This window comes from Pseudoteredinibacter isoporae (assembly GCF_011602085.1).
Classification (GTDB): Bacteria; Pseudomonadota; Gammaproteobacteria; order Pseudomonadales; family Cellvibrionaceae; genus Pseudoteredinibacter; species Pseudoteredinibacter isoporae.
In genome coordinates, this window is the sequence record NZ_JAAONY010000002.1 from 1687528 (window position 1) to 1709938 (window position 22411).

A 22411-nucleotide genomic window follows, 5' to 3' on the forward strand; every position below is an offset into this window, starting at 1 on the left:
ACTGAATACATCAAGTACGATAAAGACAATAGGAAACACCATGGCAACAACCTTTTATCCTCCGCAAAGAACCTTGATGGGCCCAGGCCCTTCCGATGTTAGCCCTCGAGTTTTAGCGGCACTTGGCCGCCCAACCATTGGCCATCTCGACCCGGAATTCGTCACGCTTATGGACGAAATCAAAGGCCTTTTGCAAATGGCTTTTCAAACGGACAATCAACTCACCATCCCCATTTCCGCACCGGGTTCAGCCGGTATGGAAGCCTGTTTTGTCAATCTGCTGGCCCCTGGCGATAAAGCCATCGTTTGCCAAAACGGTGTGTTTGGCGGCCGTATGAAAGAAAATGTAGAGCGTTGTGGTGCTACCGCCATCATGGTGGAAGACGACTGGGGCACACCAGTCAGTGTCGATAAAGTTAGCGCCGCTTTTGCTGCACATCCGGATGCCAAAGTTCTGGCATTTGTTCACGCGGAAACCTCAACCGGCGTTGAAAGTGACGCGGCGGCTTTGTGTAAAATTGCCGCCGATAACAATGCGCTGAGCATTATGGATGCCGTAACATCTTTGGGTGGTATCGAATTAAAAGTGGATGAGTGGGGCGCAGATGCCGTCTATTCTGGCTCACAAAAATGCTTGTCCTGTGTACCCGGTATTTCACCGGTAACTTTCAGCCCGAAAGCCGTTGAAGCCATTCAAAACCGTCAGCACAAGGTGCAGAGCTGGTTCCTGGATATGCAATTGGTTATGGGCTATTGGGGTGGCGATAGCAAACGTGCTTATCACCATACCGCACCGGTAAATGCGATGTATGCCCTGCACGAATCACTGCTGATGCTGGAGGAAGAAGGCCTGGATTTAGCCTTTGAACGCCATATGTTCCACCATGAAGCTTTGGTAAAAGGGCTGGAGGCCATGGGCCTGAACATGCTGGTTGACCAGTCTTGCCGTTTACCACAATTGAATTTGGTACAAATTCCAGAGGGCATTGAAGACGCTGCAGTACGTTCAGCACTGCTGTCGCAATACGATCTGGAAATCGGTGCTGGCCTTGGTGCCTTCGTTGGCAAAGCATGGCGCATCGGCCTCATGGGCCAAGCCTGTTACCAGGAAAATGTTTTGTTGTGCTTGAGCGCATTGGACAATGTACTGGCAGCACAAGGAGCGAATCATGAGCGCGGTGCCGCCGTTGCAGCCGCTATGGCACACTACGATACAGTTCAGCAGTAACGTAACGCTGTGCCCTCAAAGCCTCGGGCGCATCCGAGGCTTTGAAACTGTTTAACTCATAAGCTTCAAAACAAGCAAGCATCAAAAACAAGAAAAAGCGTATTCATCTAAATGCTTTTACTTGAGTTAGACCCCCACCACAAAACTCGCCGTTGTTGTCGCACTGCCGCCGATATTTAGCGTGGCAATATTTTTTGCGTTTGCTACCTGGTAGCTGTCGGCCTGATTGCTGCTTTGTTTGTAGGCATCCAACATCATGCGCACACCGGTTGCGCCAACCGGATGCCCCAAACCAATTAATCCACCACTCGGGTTTATCGGTAAACGACCACCCATAGCAATATCACCAGCTTCAATGACCTTCCAGGATTCACCCGGAGGGGTAATACCAAAGTGATCAATGGCCATATATTCGGTCATAGCAAAGCAATCGTGAGTTTCAATTGCATCGATCGCTTCAAGCTCAACATTCGCGCGCTTAAACGCTTGCTGGATGGCCTGATTCACATGGGGGAATACCAATTGTTGCTCTGCACTGGCAGTAATCTTGTCAGCGTATGCAATGCCTGCCGTCGTATGCCCCCAACCTTTAATACGCGGAATGGAATCCAGAGCCAAGCCGTTTCGTTTTGCATAATCTTCAGCGAAACCTTTTGAGGCCAAAAATACCACCGCCGCACCATCGGTAATTTGCCCACAGTCATTTCGGCGAACACGACCACTGATAACAGGGTTTAATTCATCGTTTTCACCGAAGGCACCTTCCGCAAATTCCCAGGCGCGAGATTGTGAATTGGGGTTGAGCCGTGCATTGTCATAATTGATTCGGGCAATTTCACCCAAGTGCGCGTAATCAATGCCATAACGCTTTTCATATTCCAGCGTCAATTCGCTGAACATATGCGGCCACATAAAAGTGACCCCCTGTCCTTCATGCCCAGTCCATGCTGCGGAACCAAGGTACTCAGCGCCCTTATCACCGGGGACATTTCGCATGTATTCGACACCGAGCACACAGGCGCTCTCGTAACGACCGGATTCGATATCTGCCATTGCGGCAAGAATGGCCATACTGCCTGAGGCGCAGGCGGCTTCATGGCGAGAAATGGGCAACCCTCGAAATTCGGGAATTTTTTGTGCGAGAACGCCACCGAGCATTCCCTGGCCACAAAACAGCTCACCCACAAAATTACCGACATGGGCACACTGAATATCCTCAGCATTGAGCTGGCTGTCGCTGAGACCATCGCGCACCACCTCCTCCATCATGTCACCAATTTCCAAGCCCTGGCGTGACCAGTTGCGGGCAAAGTCGCTCTGGGCTCCACCTAGAATAAAAACATCGTTTGGCATTTTGTATCTCCCGATTGTTCAGTTCCCCAAGGGCTGAAAAAGGCTTCCAAGTAATAACTTTTATTATGAGACTTAAGATTATCGGAAAGCCGCCACGCCAGCAAGCACCATCTGATGACAAAAAGGTGGCTTTATTCGTCGAGTTTTCTCAGAGTAGCCAGCAGCGATCAGGAAACGTTCAACGTCAGTGCGTAGAGTAAAGCGTCTTCACGCCCATTCTTCTGACAAGGGTAATAGTTTGGGCGACAACCCAGCTGATGGAAGCCAAGCTTTTCATAAAGCCCGATCGCGGAACCATTTGACGCCCGCACCTCAAGAAAAATTTCCTGAATGCTGGGATCAAGCTGCGCAATGAGATGTTTCAGCAAACGTGCGCCATAAGCTTTTCCCTGGTGCTCAGGCGACACAGCAATATTCAATAACTCAGCCTGATCGGCTATTTGGGAAGCCACATAGTAGCCGGCTAGCTGACCACCAATTTCGAGCGAGGCGTGTAGATGGCGTTCGCAATTGAGGCGTCTGGAAAACTGATTCACTGGCCAAGGGTGGCTGTGGGCCTGCTGCTCGATCTGAATTAAAGAGGCCAGATCACTTTCAAGAATCGGACGAATTAATTCAGACATTTGCTCAGTACGTTACTCAGTGTGACGGGCTAATGTCTGGCGCATAGCACGCCAGGCACTGGCCTTGAGCCGAGGACGCTCCAACATCTCTGCCAAACTCGGCATGGTAATCAGCTGTTCGGCCGGACTCACACTGGCCGACGCCAGCTGTTCAGTTTTGATCAGGTGCCCAAAGCCATTGTTCTGTTCAGGCACAATACCCGCAGGCAACAAGTGAAACGCATCCTCACCCATCAACCACCAGCTAGCGACGGGGCGTTCGAGCAGTGTTTCCAGAAAAGCCCCCAGCATTTCACGGGCCGCCTCAGCACCGGTATCGGCCTGGGGCATGTCGAACATTGGCCACTGCAACACTTGTGCTTTGGATAGATTGCCAAGCTTTAAGCCGTAAGCTTGCAACATACTCAAGAGAAGCTTTTCTGTTGGCAGGGCTTTTTCGCTATGACGGCTGTCGACAACAAGCAGGTCGTCAAAACGCCAGACACTCAAACTGAAATTCAGAGCTTCAACTGGCTCGGCATTTGTTTCTTCATCAAGGGAAGCCTTGTCCGCAGGCGCTGGTCGAGATTTTTTCGCAGCTTTTTCCGGCTCAAAATCCGCCAATAACTCTGCCGCCCCTACCGCAGCTGCCCTTCGATCCGAAGGTGCGTCAATGGCGGTTGGATTTGCTGGGGCCATCTGGGTTGCAGGATCTGAAGCCGCAGCCATTCTCGGAGCCTGCTGCAGCTGAGGCATTGGTGATGCCTGTTCTGGCGCCCCCGCGGCTACAGGTTCCACTCCTGCACCTATTACAGAAACAGGCCACTCGCACTCCTGAGGAACAGGCGCATTAGGTAACAGACAGCGTGGCATATAGCTGTCGATCCCCATAGCAGAGAGGTATTGGTGGCGGGTGGTTTCAAACATAACAACACAGATTATTTTCGTAGCCGCTATTCTAACTCGATCCGTAATCGACGAAAACCAAGAAAAAACCCCGACAGAGTTCCATGCCGGGGTTTATCGGAAAAGGCCCGGACCCAAGCCTTTTGAACAGTGGACGCTTAACGATCAAACGCCGTGCTGAGGGTGAGAACGAACACCGGACTCCAGCATATTCAAGGCCTGCAGATAAGCTTTGGCCGACGCGGCCACCACGTCGGTATCCGCGCCGACCCCATTGACCAGCTGGCCATTGCGCTCCAGTCGGACGGTCACATCACCTACCGCCTCGGTACCCTGGGTGATAGCGTTTACCGAGTACAGCAATAAATCGGCACCGCTCTGGAATTGTTTCTCGATGGCTTTAAATACGGCATCCACCGGGCCGCTGCCTTCAGAATCGGTTTCAATCACCTGCTCCCCCACACGGATTGCCAATTTGGCATGAGGTGCTTGCCCGGTTTTACAGCTAATTTCCATCGCTTCGAAGCCATAGGTTTCTTCCACTTCCTGGGCTTCACCTACAAGCGCCTGCAAATCTTCATCGAAAATTTCGTGTTTCTTGTCCGCCAACTGCTTAAAGGCCTGAAAGATCTGATTGAACTCGCCATGCTCCTCAAACTGAATGCCCAATTCCTCATAGCGCGCTTTTACGGCTGCACGACCGGAGTGCTTGCCAAGCACCAGCTTATTGGTGTTCCAGCCAACATCTTCAGCTTTCATGATTTCGTAGGTTTCACGATGCTTCAAAACACCGTCCTGATGGATACCCGACTCGTGGGCAAAAGCATTAGCACCCACAATGGCTTTGTTCGGCTGCACAGGGAAACCGGTAATACTTGAAACCAGGCGGGAGGTTGGCACGATGTGAACCGGGTCGATATCGGTATGCACTGGCATAACATCGTGTCGGGTTTGTACCGCCATCACCAACTCTTCCAATGAAGCATTACCTGCGCGCTCACCCAATCCATTGATGGTACATTCAACCTGACGCACACCGTTCATGACGGCAGATAATGAGTTGGCGACCGCGAGTCCCAAGTCATTGTGACAGTGGGTGGAAAAAATGGCCTTGTCGGAATTCGGCACATTTTCAATCAGACGCTTAAACATCAAACCATACTCCGCTGGCTCACCGTAACCAACGGTATCGGGAATATTGATGGTGCTCGCCCCTGCATCGATTACCGCTTCGATAATACGGCTGGCAAATTCAAACTCGGTTCGGGAACCGTCTTCCAGAGAGAATTCCACATCGTCGGTAAACTGGCGAGCGCGCTTTACGGCATCAATCGCCTGGGCCAGCACCTCTTCGGGCTCCATCTGCAATTTGTATTTCATATGGATGGGCGAAGTGGCAATGAAGGTGTGAATGCGCCCAGCGTTAGCGTTCTTAAGCGCCTCACCGGCACGCAAAATGTCCGGCCCCATGGCTCGAGCCAAGCTGCACACTGTGGAATCTTTTACGGTTTCTGCAACGGCCTTTACGGCTTCAAAATCACCGGGGCTGGCAATCGCAAAACCGGCCTCAATTACATCAACTCGCATCTTTTCCAGCATTTTAGCGATACGAATTTTTTCATCTTTTGTCATGGATGCGCCTGGGCTCTGCTCCCCATCGCGCAAGGTCGTATCAAATATAACCAACTTGTCCTTAGACATGGCAAATCACTCCAAAGAAATCCTGGCCTTGGGCCAAATAAAATAATAGATCAAATATGTTGTAAACGTCGGGGGGAGAGAATATTAGCCGCGCAGCGGCAGTCGCTGCAGCCATAGGTGCAGAGAAGATAGCTTCAGGGAGCTTTGGCGAACTGTAGGATGGTCAATGCTATTCATGGCTAATATAGAATTTGTAGGCTGCCCATTGCAGCTGCCACTTATAGTACAAGCCGCCCACAAACACATCAATAGCCATCCTAAATATTGAGTTAATTTAGGATAATTTTGCAAAAAGATACACAAAAAAGGCTTAACGCAAAATACACATCACAAAAAATAGCATTTTCTAGGAAAATGATTCCACAAGAAGGTCCAGGTTTCGGGATAAGCTCTCAAGGTCGATACCCCCAGCCTTGCCACTCTCTTTGGCAAGTCTCATCCAGTCAGATGCCTGCTTGCGCATGACAATGGCTTTATCGGTAAGCTCAATATGACGTTCACGTTCATCGTCTTCACCACGGCGACGCTGAACCAGGCCACGACTTTCCATTCTTTTCAGTAACGGCGTCAGCGTACCGGAATCGAGTTGAAGGCGTTTCCCCAGTTGGCCAACTGTGCCAGAGCTCTGGTCTTTGTCACGCCACTCCCACATCAGCATCAGAACCAGATATTGCGGATAGGTAATATCCAACTCCCTGAGCAAGGGTTGATACGCCCTAATCACCAAGCGGGAGGCGGTGTATAAGCGAAAGCAAAGCTGCTGATCAAGATAAAGCAGCTCGGCATCTTGTATTGAATCGGACATAAACGTAGTTATTCAGGAGGCATGTAGCCCCATTACAAAAGGGCCTCAATAGCTGTACGCATGGATTCAGGCTTATCTTTGGGGGCAAAGCGTTTTACGGTTTTGCCATCTTTTGAAACGAGGAATTTGGTAAAATTCCATTTTATCTTTTTAGTGCCCAGAATGCCCGGTGCAGCTTGTTTTAAATCATTGAATAGAGGATGCGCCTGCTCACCATTGACGTCCAGCTTGGCCACAAGCGGAAAACTAACACCAAAATTCAACTCACAGAATTCATTGATCTGCTGATCTGAGGCGGGTTCCTGACCGGCGAATTGATTACACGGACAACCAATAATCACCAAGCCCTTATCTTTATATTCCTGATGTAAAGCTTCCAGTCCCTTATATTGGGGGGTAAAACCGCATTTACTTGCGGTGTTAACAATCAGCAAAACTTTTCCTTCATAGTCAGACAGTTTCAGGGCTTCACCACCCGCGACTTCCAGACTGTGTTGATAAACCTCAGACATTGCAAATTCCTCCAACTCGTAATAATTCTGTGAATCTCAACGATTCCGCATAAAACTAAATAGCCAACAATTATATTGTTCACAATATTAAATCACATAAAAATGCCCGACACCAGCATGCCGGGCTAAGCTGCTTTCTTCAGACCCATGGAGCGCGGGTCTGAACATCAGAAATCTAGCAATATTTTTTGTGCGTCCTCCAGATTTGACACTGTGGAATCGAAGCCTTCCATAGTCATCAGCCCTTCTATATCTGCCGATTCTTGAGGAGCTATGAAGCCTGCATTTTCGATATCAGCAATAGAATTATGGCTCTCTGGGAGAATATCGCTGTCACCGTTAGCCACCAGATCCTGAATATCGAGGCTCCCTGCCCCCGGAGAGACCACGGAATCAGAAATCCCGGAATCATAGGCAAACCAGACATCATCCACACGATGCTCATTACCATCTGCATCGCGGTAACTTGAACTCAAACCAATGATATTGCCGTGATCTACAGTACCGTTACTGTTCGCATCCAGGTTTATGCTAATCACACCAGCGTCTTCCAGAGCCAACAACTCACCATTTTGAACCTGACCATCACTGTTCAGATCTTGCCAAAGCTGAAGTTTGGAATAATGATCATCGGCAGCATCAAAAACACCATCTGCATTGGAATCCAATTCTCGCAACGCCTCAAAACCATCGCGAGCCAATGAGCCGTCTGCTTTGCGTGTGGCGGCACCGAACAATTCCGATCCATCATTAATCATCTGGTCGCCATTACGATCGTAAACCAGTAGAGCATCATCACTGGCCACCCAACCTGTCGCGTCCAGTTTGCCATCCGCATTCATATCGAAGCGAACGCCTTCTGCCATGGATAAGGTTTCTGTGCCGTCTCCATCCAAATCAAGAACCAGAGGTGTAATCAATCTGCTTGCATCCGCCCCAGCAACAGCGATGGTGTCGATCGAAAGATCACGATCAAGCCCGTTGTTAGCAGCGGTATTTCTGACGCGAACGGTGTACTCACCCGCGCTGTCAGCTGCAATTGAAATGTTTACCGTACTCTCGGCATTGCCGTTAAATTGCAAAGCCTGGCTTTCAACAACATTTCCGTCTGGATCAAGAACCTCAACCTGTGCAACATCGATCGCCCCCGTCTGTTCATTCACGGAAAGTGTTGCGCTGAGATCATAGTTTTGACCAGCGACAGCCGTGAAGCTTGTTGTTCCAGAAGTTTCACTACCGCCGGCAAGAGTTTGGGCACTGCCATTTGCAACAGCATCCCCACTCCACTGTCCACTGAGCACATTACTGGAAGTTTCATACGTTGGGTCTGCAACGTTGATCGTGAAATCTTCCTGCTGGGAACTGCCATCGGAAGACTCCGCAATGACAGTAATGACCTGATCACCCAAGTCCGAGCTTTCCACACTGCGGCTCAACGTCACCACACCGGTTTCGCTATCGATTTCGAACAGACCGTTTGCATTGTCACCAAGCTGGTAACTCACAGTGTGATTGCTATCCGGGTCATTAGCGATGGCCGTCAAGCCAACCAGAGAACCGGCAGCGGCATTACTATAGACCGCATTACTGTCAGTATCGTTATCGCTGAGTGGTTCTAACGTCGTATTACCATTAACGGTTACGGTGAAGGTTTCGCTCGCCTGACGCCCCTGATTGGTGATGACATTAACTTCGATGTCGTAACTGCCCACATCCGAAGCGCTCACATCGCGTGCCAACGTTATTTCGCCGTTAGGCGCAATTTCAAAGAGGTTATTCGGATTCGATGTCAAGGTATAGCCAATCGGCACTTCGCCGTTTTGCACCCGATCAACCGTCGCGGTAATGCCCACCCCATCACCGGCGTTTTCAGCATCCGTAATGACATTTGCCGTGTCATCACGATCTCTAAGCTCCAACGCTCCGATAATATCAATAACGGTGTTACCAGTTACATTAATCGTAAAGGTGTCGGTTGCCGTTTCTCCTTGCAAGGTAAGCGCCGTGATGCTCACCTCATAAGTACCAATATCGGCATCAGTTGCATCACGAGCCAAACTGACAACGCCCGTCGGATTATGAATCTGGAACAAGCCGTTAGTATTGCCCGCCGTCAATGAGTATTGGATGACAACATCACCCGTCCCCAGGTTCTCGGGTGCCGCGGTAATACCAACGTTATCACCACTAACACCTTCACTGCTGACCGTGTTCTCGTCATTGTCGATATCATTAACACCAAAGTCTCCACCAATGCCAATATCGATTTCACCTTTCAGAATGAAGTTAAGCGCAGCACTCGGATCACTTTCTCCGTTACCCGCTTCATCAACTTGCGTAACGGTGATGCTGTAAGGAATTTCAACATTGGCTTCAAAATGCAATGGAACTTCCAAGGACCAATCACCATTCGCATCGGCCGTTGTTGTGCCCAGTCGAACTTGATTCCCATTTTGATCATTGTTGTAAATATGAACGGTGGCACCCGGTTCGGCTTGGCCGCTGAAAACCGGGGCGGCATCATCGATAGTACTTCCTTGAACGATATTGCCGGTCACCACACCTTGATCATCGTATCCTTGCAAAGTAAGCGGCGCAGCAGGCGTAGTGGTATCAATTTCCAAGGTAAAGGTATCACTCGCTTCATTGCCCGCGCTGTCTCTCGCGGTTGCGGTAAATGTTGCAGTACCGTCTGGCAATGCCGTCGTCACCGGAATCTGCCACTGCCCATTACTATCGGCCGTTACCGGACCGTAGCTGACACCATCCACCAATAAGGTAACTTCGGAGTTCGCTTTTGCTGTACCAACAATCAATGGCGTCGAGTCATTCGTCAAACCACCATCACCGATGTCTTCCGTACTGCCAGCTGGCTGACCCGACGCTGGAACATCATCAACCGCTTTCTCAATGTTCACACTGACACTGCTGATATCCACAGTGAAATTCAGCGGTGCCGTTTCAGGCGAAACATTACCGGCTGAATCAACAATTTCGGCGGACACTTTATAGCTGCCACTATCTAATGCCGGATTAGGTGTCGCCTCCCAAGTTGCCGGATCACCTGGATTCGCCCCCTGAGTTAATGGAATATCTTCGATGGTTTGAATGATATTGTCGTTCTCATCACGAACAATCAGGGTCACCGTCGATCCCGCATCCGCTTCAGAAGCCTGCACTTCACCACTGAACGTTGGCGTTACATCATCAATAGTACTGTTGTCCGCAATCGGACCCGTAACCTGACCCACGTCGTCCGTACCGATAAAGTTCTCAATCGGCTCCGGTGCCGTACGATCCACAATAATGGTGAAGCCATCACTTGGGGCCGATTCGTTACCGGCGTCATCAACCGTGGTGGCGGTAAATTCATACTCGCCTTCGGGAAGCGCCGTTGTCGGTGTGTAGGTCCAAGACCCATCCGGTTGAACCGTGACTTCATCGACTACGTTGCCGTCTTGATGGATACGAATGGTTTCGCCCGGCGTACCGGTACCGTTTAACTGAGGCACGTTGTCGTCGGTGGAATCACCATCATTTAAAACGCCTTGCACCTCACCGACGTTATCTTGCGCATTGTTGATAACAGGTTGAGTGCTTGCAGTGGTATCGATTTCCAGCGTAAAGGTGTCGGTTACATCGTTACCGGTTGCATCTTGAGCAGTTGCGGTGAAGGTAACCTGACCCTCTGGTAATGCATCGGTAATTTGGATTTGCCACTGACCATTACCATCCGCGGTGACCGGACCGTAGGTTTGGCCATTCACTTCCAAGGTCACTTCCGAACCGATCTTCGCTGAGCCCACGATCAATGGCATATTGTCATTGGTCAAGCCACCATCACTGATATCGCTGGTGCTGTTGGCAGGCTCTCCTGGCGCCGGCACATCATCCACCGCTTTATCAATGCTGACCGTTACACCACTGGTATCAACCGTAAACGTCAATGGATCACTTGGTGCACTCGGACCATTGCCCGCTTCATCGGTCACCGCAATTTGAACGGTGTGAGGGCCATCGCCCAAACTCGGTGTGTATTCCCAGTTACCTTGATCATCGGCATCAACGGTGGCCGTTGTTTCGTTCGGGGTACCCCCATCAATAATAATCGTGACCTGACCGTTTGGTTCAGACACCTGACCGTGCAAACGCGGATTGGAATCGTCTGTGGTGTCGCCATTATTGATTGGGCCGGTGACGGCGCCTTGGTCGTCTTCGGCAATTAACACACCGGGACTACCTACGTCTGGTGGCGTCGGAACACTGCTGTCCACAGTAATACTGTAAGGTCCCGTTGATGGGCTGATCTCACCATTAGCTGCTTCGGCATCGGCATAGAAGGTGTAATCACCGTCCGGCAATGCTGACGGAGTGATCGACCAGTTGCCATCTGAACCGGTGTCGAAAGTGCCCAAGGTAATCGCGGCTTTTTCGGCATCACTGAGTCCTGACGGATCGGCACTATAAAGCGTCACTTTGGCATTATTAGGCCCGGTACCCTCAACGGTCGGAGTAGTATCATTGGTGATGCCGAGGTGACTGATCTCTTCTTCACCCGTCGGTTCGTTATCGATAACTCGAACGATGCTCGGCGCACCCGGTGTGGTGGTATCCACCGTAAATTCAATCGGGGCGGTTTCCGAAGAGGTGTTGCCCGCTGGGTCAACCACTTCGGCAGACACTTTATAATTGCCATTGGTCAGAGCCGGCTCAGGCGTTGCTTCCCAAGTTGCGGGATCACCAGAAGTCGGACCGGCAACAAGCGGAATATCTTCAATGGTCTGAACAATATTGTCGTTCTCATCGCGAACGATCAGAGTAATCGTCGATCCCGCATCCGCCTCAGAAGCCTGCACTTCACCACTGAAGGTTGGGGCCGCATCATCGATTGTGCTGCCGTTTGCGATGGGGCCAGTCACTCGACCGACATCATCGGTGCCGACAAAGTTCTCGATTGGTTCCGGTGCAGTACGATCCACAATAACGGTGAAACCGTCACTTGGGTCCGATTCATTACCCGCTTCATCTACAGTGGTGGCGGTAAACTCGTACTCACCTTCAGGTAGCGCCGTTGTCGGTGTGTAGGTCCAAGACCCATCCGGTTGAACCGTGACTTCATCCACAACATTGCCATCTTGGTGAATACGGATGGTTTCGCCCGGCGTACCGGTACCGTTTAACTGAGGCACATTATCATCGGTGGAGTCACCGTCATTTAAAACGCCTTGCACTTCACCGACATTGTCTTGTGCATTGTTGATAACAGGCTGAGTGCTTGCAGTGGTATCGACATCTAAAACAAACGTATCAGTAACGTCGTTACCGGTTGCATCTTGAGCAGTTGCGGTGAAGGTAACCTGACCCTCTGGTAATGCATCGGTAATTTGGATTTGCCACTGACCATTACCATCCGCGGTGACCGGACCGTAGGTTTGGCCATTCACTTCCAAGGTCACTTCCGAACCGATCTTCGCTGAGCCCACGATCAATGGCATATTGTCATTGGTCAAGCCACCATCACTGATATCGCTGGTGCTGTTGGCAGGCTCTCCTGGCGCCGGCACATCATCCACCGCTTTATCAATGCTGACCGTTACACCACTGGTATCAACCGTAAACGTCAATGGATCACTTGGTGCACTCGGGCCGTTGCCCGCTTCATCAGTAACCGCGATTTGAACAGTATGTTCACCATCACCGAGACTCGGTGTGTACTCCCAGTTGCCTTGATCGTCGGCATCAACGGTGGCCGTTGTTTCGTTCGGCGTGCCTTCATCAATAATGATTGTGACCTGACCGTTTGGTTCAGACACCTGACCGTGCAAACGTGGATTGGAATCGTCGGTCGTGTCGCCATTGTTGATTGGGCCGGTGACAGCACCTTGATCATCCTCGGCAATTAACACACCGGGCGTACCTACGTCTGGTGGCGTCGGAACACTGCTGTCCACAGTAATGCTGTAAGGTCCCGTTGATGGGCTGATCTCACCATTAGCCGCTTCGGCATCGGCGTAGAAGGTGTAATCACCGTCCGGCAATGCTGACGGGGTGATCGACCAGTTGCCATCACTTCCGGTATCGAAAGTGCCTAAGGTAATCGCGGTTTTTTCGGCGTCGGTCAAACCACTTGGGTCTGCGCTATACAGCGTAACCTTGGCATTATTCGGGCCAGTACCTTCAACCGTTGGTGTGGTGTCATTGGTGATGCCGAGGTGACTGATCTCTTCTTCGCCCGTCGGCTCGTTATCGATGACACGAACAATGCTCGGGGCACCCGGCGTGGTAGTATCCACTGTAAATTCAATCGGGCTGGTTTCCGAAGAAGTGTTGCCCGCTGGATCAACAATCTCGGCGGAGACTTTGTAGCCACCATTGGTGAGTGCCGGTTCGGGCGTGGCTTCCCAGGTTGCAGGATCGCCTGGATTCACGCCTTGAGTTAATGGAATGTCTTCGATGGTCTGAACAATATTGTCGTTCTCATCGCGAACGATCAAAGTAATTGTCGAGCCTGCATCCGCTTCAGAAGCCTGAACCTCGCCACTGAACGTTGGCGCCGCATCATCGATTGTGCTGCCGTTAGCAATTGGGCCGGTCACTCGACCCACATCATCGGTACCGACAAAGTTTTCAATCGGCTCCGGTGCAGTACGATCCACAATAACAGTGAAACCATCACTTGGGTTCGATTCGTTACCCGCTTCATCAACCGTGGTGGCGGTAAACTCATACTCGCCTTCGGGCAATGCGGTGGTTGGTGTGTACGTCCAGGAACCATCCGGCTGAACTGTCACTTCATCGACTACGTTGCCGTCTTGGTGGATACGGATGGTTTCACCCGGCGTGCCGGTACCGTTTAATTGAGGAACGTTATCGTCGGTGGAATCGCCATCGTTAAGTACGCCCTGTACTTCACCGACGTTATCTTGTGCATTGTTGATGATCGGTTCTGCACTCGCCGTAGTATCGACATCCAAAACAAACGTATCAATAACGTCGTTGCCCGTTGCATCTTGAGCGGTTGCGGTGAAAGTAACTTGCCCCTCCGGTAATGCATCGGTGATTTGAATTTGCCACTGACCATTACCATCAGCGGTAACCGGGCCATAAGTTTGGCCATTTACTTCCAAGGTCACTTCGGCGCCCACTTTGGCGGAGCCCACAATCATCGGCATGTTGTCGTTTGTGAGACCACCGTCGCTTATGTCTTCCGTGCTGTTGGCCGGTGCACCTGGTGTCGGCACATCATCAACGGCTTTATCAATGCTGACCGTTACGCCGCTGGTATCAACCGTAAACGTCAATGGATCACTTGGCGCACTGGGGCCGTTGCCCGCTTCATCGGTCACCGCGATTTGAACAGTATGTTCACCATCACCGAGACTCGGTGTGTACTCCCAGTTGCCTTGATCATCGGCATCAACGGTCGCCGTTGTTTCGTTCGGGGTACCCCCATCAATAATGATTGTGACCTGACCGTTTGGTTCAGACACCTGACCGTGCAAACGTGGATTGGAATCGTCGGTGGTGTCGCCATTGTTGATTGGGCCGGTGACAGCACCTTGGTCGTCTTCGGCAATTAACACACCTGGAGCCCCCACATCGGGCGGGGTCGGTATGCTGCTATCAATCTCGATTGAATACGGACCGGTAGCCGGGCTGATTTCTCCGTTGGCCGCTTCGGCATCGGCGTAGAAGGTGTGGTTACCATCCGGCAATGCTGATGGGGTGATCGACCAGTTGCCATCTGAACCGGTGTCGAAACTGCCCAAGGTAATCGCGGCTTTTTCGGCGTCGGTCAAACCACTTGGGTCTGCACTGTACAAGGTCACTTTGGCATTATTGGGGCCGGTACCTTCAACGGTCGGAGTAGTATCATTGGTGATACCCTGATGGCTGATCTCTTCTTCGCCCGTCGGTTCGTTATCGATAACTCGAACAATGCTCGGCGCACCCGGCGTTGTAGTATCCACTGTAAATTCAATCGGGGCGGTTTCCGAAGAAGTATTGCCCGCTGGGTCAACCACTTCAGCGGAGACTTTATAATTGCCATTGGCCAAAGCAGGCTCAGGCGTGGCTTCCCACGTTGCAGGATCGCCTGGATTCGCACCTTGAGTTAATGGAATATCTTCAATGGTCTGAACAATATTGTCGTTCTCATCACGAACGATCAGGGTCACCGTAGAACCAGCGGTTTGTTCGGACGCTTGTACTTCACCGCTGAAGGTTGGTGCGGCATCATCGATTGTGCTGCCGTTTGCAATCGGGCCCGTCACTCGGCCGACATCATCGGTACCAACAAAGTTTTCAATTACGCTTGGAGTTCTAGTATCCAGAGTAAATTCAAACGGTGCGGTCTGCGAACTTTCATTGCCATTCTGATCAGTACTGCTCGCCGTAAATACAAAATCACCGTCGCTGAGTTCAGGCACTTCGAATTGCCACGTCCCATTCGGTTGAACGGTTGTTTTGCCAATAAGGTTCCCATCTTGGAATACATTAATGGTATCGCCGCTCTCTCCCAAGCCTTCCAATACGGGACGGCTGTCATTACTTGTCTCACCACTCTGTAATGTTCCTGCCACAGGTTCCACGTCATCAACAATACCGGTAACAACGGGAGCAGCGCTGGCAGACGTAGCAAACTCAACAGACTCGTTTGCTGATTCCCCAGCACTGCCGTTGGCATCTTCAATATAGGATTCAAGACTTAAGGTTTCACCGTCCGCAACAGGACTTACTTCAAAGGTGATGGAGCCACGATCAAGGTCCGCCTGAGAGACCACCTCTGAAAACTCTTCACCGTTACTCGCTTTAAGAACAACTGAATCACCAACTCGCACGGTCGCTGGAAGCGTAACCTCTACATCGACCTGCCCTTGAATTTCATTCAATGTAATCTTGCCGTCGCCATCGGCATCTTCAACAATGCGAATACTGGGCTTCGCTTGCGTTTGCCCTTCGACAAGTGCTGTAGCCGTAACCGGGTCAGAAACATTACCTGCGGCATCACTCACACTCGCTGACACCACAAAATCGTTGCCCTGACTCACTGAGTTCAAGGCGAGATCGACATAGCCATCCGCAATGTGTTCCGCCGTTAATGTGACCAGCGTCGGTGTATTTGCGGCAGCTTCCACTCGAAGGCTATCGCCCGCTTGCGCGCCAAGCGGCAGATTAACTCGAACATCGATGGCACCATTTTGCTCTTGAATACTGATCACACCGTTATTGTTAGTGTCTTCAAGAATAGTGAGCGACAAATTGGTATTTAGATCACTGGTATCGGTTGTCACTTCCAAATTACTTTTTTCACCCGGGTTCCCGGCTGAATCTGTGACCGAAGCTTCAAGCTCCAGAGTGGAACCATCAGGTGGCACCGGCAAGCTGACTTCAACAAGACCTGCATCAATTTGATCCTGGGTAATCACCTGACTCTGTTCTGGCCCTCCATCGACCTGATACACCAAGGTATCACCAACTTCTACACCGATAGGCAGAGTGACTTCAACGGTAATATCACTCTTTCCGCTTAACTCCGCATCATTCAATACACCGTCGTCAGGCGCATTATCATCGACAATACGGATTTGTGGTGCAGACAAACCATTGGTATCCACCTCAACCGAATCATTTACTTCAAGGGAGGTGTTACCAGCCGCATCATTGAGTTTCGCAGTCACTTCAAACAAAGTGCCTTCTGCAGGCATCGGGTAGTCAACCAGTACCTCTCCTGCGGCAATCTGCGCATCACTCACTGTCACAACACGCGGAGCACCGTTGTTATCATTGAGCACTAATGTATCGCCAGCTTCAGCATCGGCAGGCAATTCAACTCGAACGCTGAGCGAACCCTGTGCCTCGCTAGCACTCAGTCGGCCATCATTGTTGCTGTCTTCAACAATGGTCACATCAAGGCCGTTCGACAAATCAGAAGTATCAACGCTGATCGACGCTTCAGTGCTTGGGCCTGCTACACCTGACTGCTCGACGTAAGCAGCAACCTCCAAGGTCTGACCATCCTGAGGAACAGGAATGGAAACACTCACTAGACCCGCATCAATATCTGCTTGAGTCAGCGTTGTTCTCACTTCAGTGCCGCCATCCACCTGATGCACAAGCTCATCACCGGCTGACAAACCCGAAGGTAATGTGAACTCAACACTCAAGTCACTAAGCCCATTGGCTTCGTCTTCATTCAAATAACCATCACCATCGCTGTCATCGATAAACTTAATCGATGGTGCACCTGCGACAGTAACAGATTCCATATTCACACTATCGCTGACAGGATCCGAGCTGTTGCCTGCGTCGTCATGAATTTCAGCAGAAAACTCTACCGTTTGATTTGGTGCTGGTGCAGGTACTTCAACCGCTACCGAGCCATTTTGAATATCATTGTTGGTGAGTGTAATCGTGCGAGGATTACCATTGACCTCAAGAACCAGCGTATCGCCTTCGCTTGCATCCGGTGGCAATTGAACGTCTGCTGTAATGATGCTTGCTCCACCTAACTCTGCCTGAGTTAAAACACCGTCGTCATCGCTGTCTTCAACGACCGAAACTGACAAACCAGTATTAAGATCCGGTGTTTTAGCGGTGACTTCATTTTCCCCTTCAGGGCCCTGCTCACCCGCTGCATCTTCCACTTTCGCTTTAACTGTTACAGTTTCACCATCATCAGGTGTCGGCACCATAACCGTGATTTTTTTATCATCGACCATTTGCTGCGTCAGCGGAACTTCTGTCTCAACGCCATTAACATCAACAATAACTTTATCGCCCGGCTCCACATCCGAAGGCAGAATAATATCAACGGTGAGCTCAGTTTTTCCGGCGACCTCGTCATTATTCACTTCACCATTGCCGCTGCTGTCATCCACAAAAACAACGAGCGGAGCACCCATTGGCTGCAAGTCCATGGTCGCTGAATCGCGAACCTCATCACTTTGATTACCTGCCGCATCAAAAATTTGAGCGGTAACTTCTAAAGTTTGACCATGATCTAAAGCATCGACAGCAATCTCAACACGCCCGGCACTGATATCTGCATCGGAAACAATAATTTCTCGTGGCGACTGCCCAGTTGCTGAGATAATTAATTTGTCACCAGCACGACTGCCCTCGGGTAAATTAATGAGAACTTCAACAGTACCCGTCTGATTTGAAGACAGAAGTTCACTCGATGTGATTGAACCATCATCATTCGCATCTGTAAGCAATTCCACCGACAAGGCGGGACTCGCACCTTTAAAGTCCGTGACGTCAATCAGAAGGGAGCCTTCAACCTCAGGACTATCAACACCGTTGGGAGCTGTAACGCGGGCTGATACTGTTAACTCGCTACCATCATCAGGCTGGGGAACCGTTATCGTCGTTTGCCCTTGCGATAAAATCACAGCCGTTACGGGAATGGAGGCTTCATTGCCATCAATGATGACCAACAATGTGCTTCCAAGCGGAGTCCCCGAAGCCAAGGTAATAACAACGTCTACCTCACCATCTGTATTTGCACTTGATTCTTCGAAGTTGACGTAACCGTCTTTATTGGTGTCTTCCACAAAAGAAATTTGCGGCGATGGCGGTGCCGTGAGATCGACAGTATCTACAGTGAAAGGAACAGTATCACTGCTTTCCCCCACATTACCCGACTGATCAGTAACAACTACCGTAACCTGATAATCACCATCCGGGGGTTCGGGGAGAATATTTGTAGGAACGGTAATTTCAACCGATGCCCCATCATTTGGACTGACCGCATAGTCAATGGTTTCTGTACTGCCGTCGGGCAAACTCACAGAAACAGTGACGGTATCACCGGGTTCGGTACCCGTTGGCAGTACCACTTGCACCTGTACGCCATCTGCCAGCTCTTGTTCATCAACCGAATCAACAGCTTCTGGAATTGTTACGATTGGCGCTGGAATGTCTCCAGGCACGCCAGGGGCTATTTCTCCAGGGGCAGTGGTATCCACTGAAATACTGACCGGATCGCTCGGCAAACTTTCGTTGCCAACTGGGTCAACCACTGTGACTTCAATCGTGTAATTCCCATCAGGAGGTGACGGCAACGCGTTCACTGGAATGGTAATTTCCTGATTGCCAGCCCCGTCAGGGTTTACCGGAAACGTCATTTCGGTAGTTTCGCCATCTGGAGTCGTTACGGTGACAATAATTTCATCACCGGGCTCAGTACCTGAAGGCAATCCAACCTGGACCTGAATGCCATCATCAAACTCTTCTTTATTCACGCCGTCTTGCGCTTCGGGAATTGAGACGGTTGGCTTTTCGGTACCGCCTCCTGGAGCGGTGGTATCAATTACGATGTCTTCAACCAAGGTGGTTGAATTACCCGCAGGATCTTCGGTTGTAACGGTAATTTGAGTTCCAGGCTCTTCAATCGGATTCGCAGGTGTTACCTGCCAGCCACCCTCAGGATCAACCGTAGTGGTTCCAATCACATTACCATCCGGGTCCGTTACCGTTACGACATTCCCCGGCTCTCCGGTACCACTGATTGTTGGCGCCGTGTCATTTCCTGGTGGAAGCGGATCAATAGTGAGCAGCGGCTCAGAAATATCAATAGTGATAGTGGTACTGACCGAGTCACCGGCAGTGCCCGCAGGATTGAATGGCGTCGCAATAATATCGATCGTCTCGCCATCTGCAGGGAGCGGCAGATTGACCGATATGCTTCCAGCGTCAATATCCGCCTGTGTGATATCGGCTTCAACACCATTTACAACAACCGTCGAACCAGGGAACAAATTATCTGGCAATTCGATAGTTACCGTTACTTGGCCATCATTTTCAGTTACGTTGATAAAGCCGTCGCCATTGATATCCTGCACAACGGTAATAAAACCCAATGCACCCGGCGCCGGAATACCCAAATCATCCGTTGAGTTATCAATACTCGTTGCCGCATTGCTGTCGAACTGGGAAGCCGAAGATGAATCGAACCCAGTTACGGGTAAAACCTGGCCACCGGTATATTCAAAACGTACACCGCCAGCCAAAGCGCTGCCACCCGCCCCGCCATCATCACCCGCAGCTGTCGGAGGAAGCAGTTCTTCAATACTCTCGCCACGTTCGATTGCTTCAATCAAACTCGCAAAGTCGATACTTTCTTCTTGATCAGGCGTTTGGCTGCCTTGTTGCTTCAGCCGTTCGATTAAGCTCTCATCAATCAATACCGACTGGTTGGCCCCCAGCGCTAAAGCGCCACCGGTAAGAAAACGCACGACAACGCTGGCATTGTCGGAAGTGTGCAGCGAATCACCAAGGTGTATCGGTACACCCAGTTGCAGAGACTCTCCATTTGTCAGGTTGTCGACAGCTCCTTGAATGGCAACAACAACGCCTGCTGATGAAAGGTTTTGGGCGCTAACCCCAATGGATAGATCAACCATGACAGCTTCCTGAATGCTCTAATAATGATTTACTCTCTGCCCGCATAGTGCGGTACAGCCAAAAGCAGTTGCTTTTTTCTGGCAACTGCACTCCCTGAGCAAAGCGAGCTGACAAACGGTTTGTGTCGACCGAATTTCAACAATGGCCTTGCAGCAACTCCAACAGCCCTTGCACCAACATTGGGCAAAGCTGAAATAATTTGTGCGGATTCGTAATTTCTGCGCACCGGAAACCGGATCGGCTGATGAACATAAACTGAATAAAAGCCAGCAAGGAAAGGGGAAAGGCTGGATGACTAACGAGAACTATCCACTTGTTGCACTAAAAGAAACGAGACTTGATAACACTGCATGTTAAGGGCTTCTTTTACTGCAAAATTCCATGCTGTTTTAACTCCTTGGACCAACCGCGAACGTGATATGTACCACGCCGGCAATCGAATCATATTAAGTGGCCGGACAGGTTCAAGTAGCTCCGCATGAAAACCATACGAAGCTACCAGAGCTAAATATAAATGGTAGATTTGGACAAGGCGAAAGGACCAAAGCGACGAATTGAGTTAGCACTTTTGACTAGAGTTTGGAGTGTGGATTTTAAATGCTACAACAATAGTTGCCGTTAGTAGATCGAGAAAAACATGCAGTGATTTCAGAGCAATCACTGCACATTAAAAGACAAAATTTTCCAATTAGAGACCATTGGTTTTAAGGCTGCAACCTTTCCACAATCCTTTCAAGCTGGCTTTTAGGACAGGCAAAATTAATTCGGGCAAATCCGGCGGCACCAAAATCCACACCGGGAGAAGGTCCAACACCCCGCTCTTCAAACCATTGCTGATTGTTATCGGCATTCAGACCTCGGGCGTCCAACCAAGCCAGGAAGGTTGCCTCCGATTTTTGCATTGATAATCCAGGAAGTTGTCCAACGGCATCGAACAAATAATCGCGATTTACACGTAAATAATTGATCAGCTCGGCATGCCATTCACGCCCGCCATTAAAGGCCGCCGTTGTCGCCAACAGCCCTAATACATTTGCCCAGGGCGCCAAGCCATTAGCTGCCTGCAAAAAGCGTCGGCGCAAACGTGCATTTGGAATAATCCCGAAGGACACGCCCAAACCGGCAATATTGAATGTCTTAGCTGCGGACATCAAAGTTACCGAACACTCTTGTAAAGAGTCCAGACTGAACGCGGGTGTGTGTTGTACGTCCGGCTCAAGAATTAAGTCACAATGAATTTCATCACTGACTAAAACCAAATCGTTTTTTTCACAAATGTCAGCAAGCTGCTGCAAACTCTCCTTGCTCAGCACTTTGCCATTGGGATTCATTGGATTACACAAAATCATCATCTTGCAGTGCTTGCTCGCCGCCTGTTGCGATAGCCGCTCAAAATCCAATGCTGGCCCATGTTCATCTTGCACAACAGGAACCGTCAGACTCTCAAGCTGATGGTTTTTATGAACGTTTAAAATGGGCGGGTAATTAGGCGTCTGCACGACAATTCCCTCTCCGGCTTCGGTGAATGCTCGGCAGGCAATATTAAAGCCCGGAACCACACCCGGCATCCAGACGATCCATTCTTCCGGTATTCGGCAACCGTGGCGATATTCCAACCAATCCACAATAGCCGCCCGCCCCTCTTCATAATCCTCCGGATTTAAATAGCCATATACCCCATGTTGATTAAAATCCATCATTGCTTCCTGAACAGAAGCCGGGACGGCGAAATCCATGTCGGCGACCCAACAGGGAATAATGTCTCTGCCGTCGTAGCGTTTCCACTTCATGGAATGTTTTGGGTCTCTTTCAATCCGGGTATCAAATACTGAAGTCATTACGAGCCTTATAGCGATGCCAGTGATAATTTTGTGAGTAAAGAATGACACAAATC

General features: G+C 50.3%; 9 protein-coding genes. 1 reads left to right on the top strand and 8 read right to left on the bottom strand.

Translation table 11 applies throughout. The features are described 5' to 3' along the window. Positions 1–40 precede the first annotated feature (40 nt). Positions 41–1228, top strand: a complete 1188-nt coding sequence (locus tag G8768_RS15900; protein WP_208020191.1) for a pyridoxal-phosphate-dependent aminotransferase family protein — start codon at positions 41–43, stop codon at positions 1226–1228. 126 nt (positions 1229–1354) lie between these two features. Here G8768_RS15900 and G8768_RS15905 read toward each other — a convergent pair whose 3' ends face one another. From G8768_RS15905 to G8768_RS15940, 8 genes are all read right to left on the bottom strand, one after another. Beyond that, complete coding sequence (locus G8768_RS15905; RefSeq protein ID WP_166844929.1) at positions 1355–2581, bottom strand: acetyl-CoA acetyltransferase; 1227 nt, start codon at positions 2579–2581, stop codon at positions 1355–1357. 167 nt (positions 2582–2748) lie between these two features. Continuing rightward, positions 2749–3204, bottom strand: a complete 456-nt coding sequence (gene rimI / locus G8768_RS15910; RefSeq protein ID WP_166844927.1) for a ribosomal protein S18-alanine N-acetyltransferase — start codon at positions 3202–3204, stop codon at positions 2749–2751. Positions 3205–3216: 12 nt separating this feature from the next. Then, positions 3217–4110 (bottom strand): hypothetical protein, encoded by an 894-nt coding sequence (locus tag G8768_RS15915; RefSeq protein ID WP_166844925.1) that lies wholly within the window; start codon positions 4108–4110, stop codon positions 3217–3219. A gap of 144 nt (positions 4111–4254) precedes the next feature. Beyond that, positions 4255–5790 carry a 2-isopropylmalate synthase gene (locus G8768_RS15920; protein ID WP_166844923.1) on the bottom strand — a complete coding sequence of 512 codons (1536 nt, stop codon included), beginning with the start codon at positions 5788–5790 and terminating at the stop codon, positions 4255–4257. Positions 5791–6136: 346 nt separating this feature from the next. After that, entirely contained in the window at positions 6137–6595 is a 459-nt protein-coding gene (locus G8768_RS15925; protein WP_166844921.1) for a MarR family winged helix-turn-helix transcriptional regulator, read from the bottom strand. A gap of 32 nt (positions 6596–6627) precedes the next feature. Continuing rightward, positions 6628–7107, bottom strand: coding sequence for a glutathione peroxidase (locus tag G8768_RS15930; RefSeq protein WP_166844919.1), 480 nt, complete (start codon positions 7105–7107; stop codon positions 6628–6630). Positions 7108–7274: 167 nt separating this feature from the next. Then, positions 7275–20516: a retention module-containing protein gene (locus G8768_RS15935; RefSeq protein WP_167202786.1), complete on the bottom strand. Its 13242-nt coding sequence runs from the start codon at positions 20514–20516 to the stop codon at positions 7275–7277. A 705-nt stretch (positions 20517–21221) separates the two neighbouring features. Beyond that, a complete protein-coding gene (locus G8768_RS15940; protein WP_166843251.1) occupies positions 21222–22355 on the bottom strand; it encodes a MalY/PatB family protein in 1134 nt (377 codons plus the stop codon). Positions 22356–22411 lie beyond the last annotated feature (56 nt).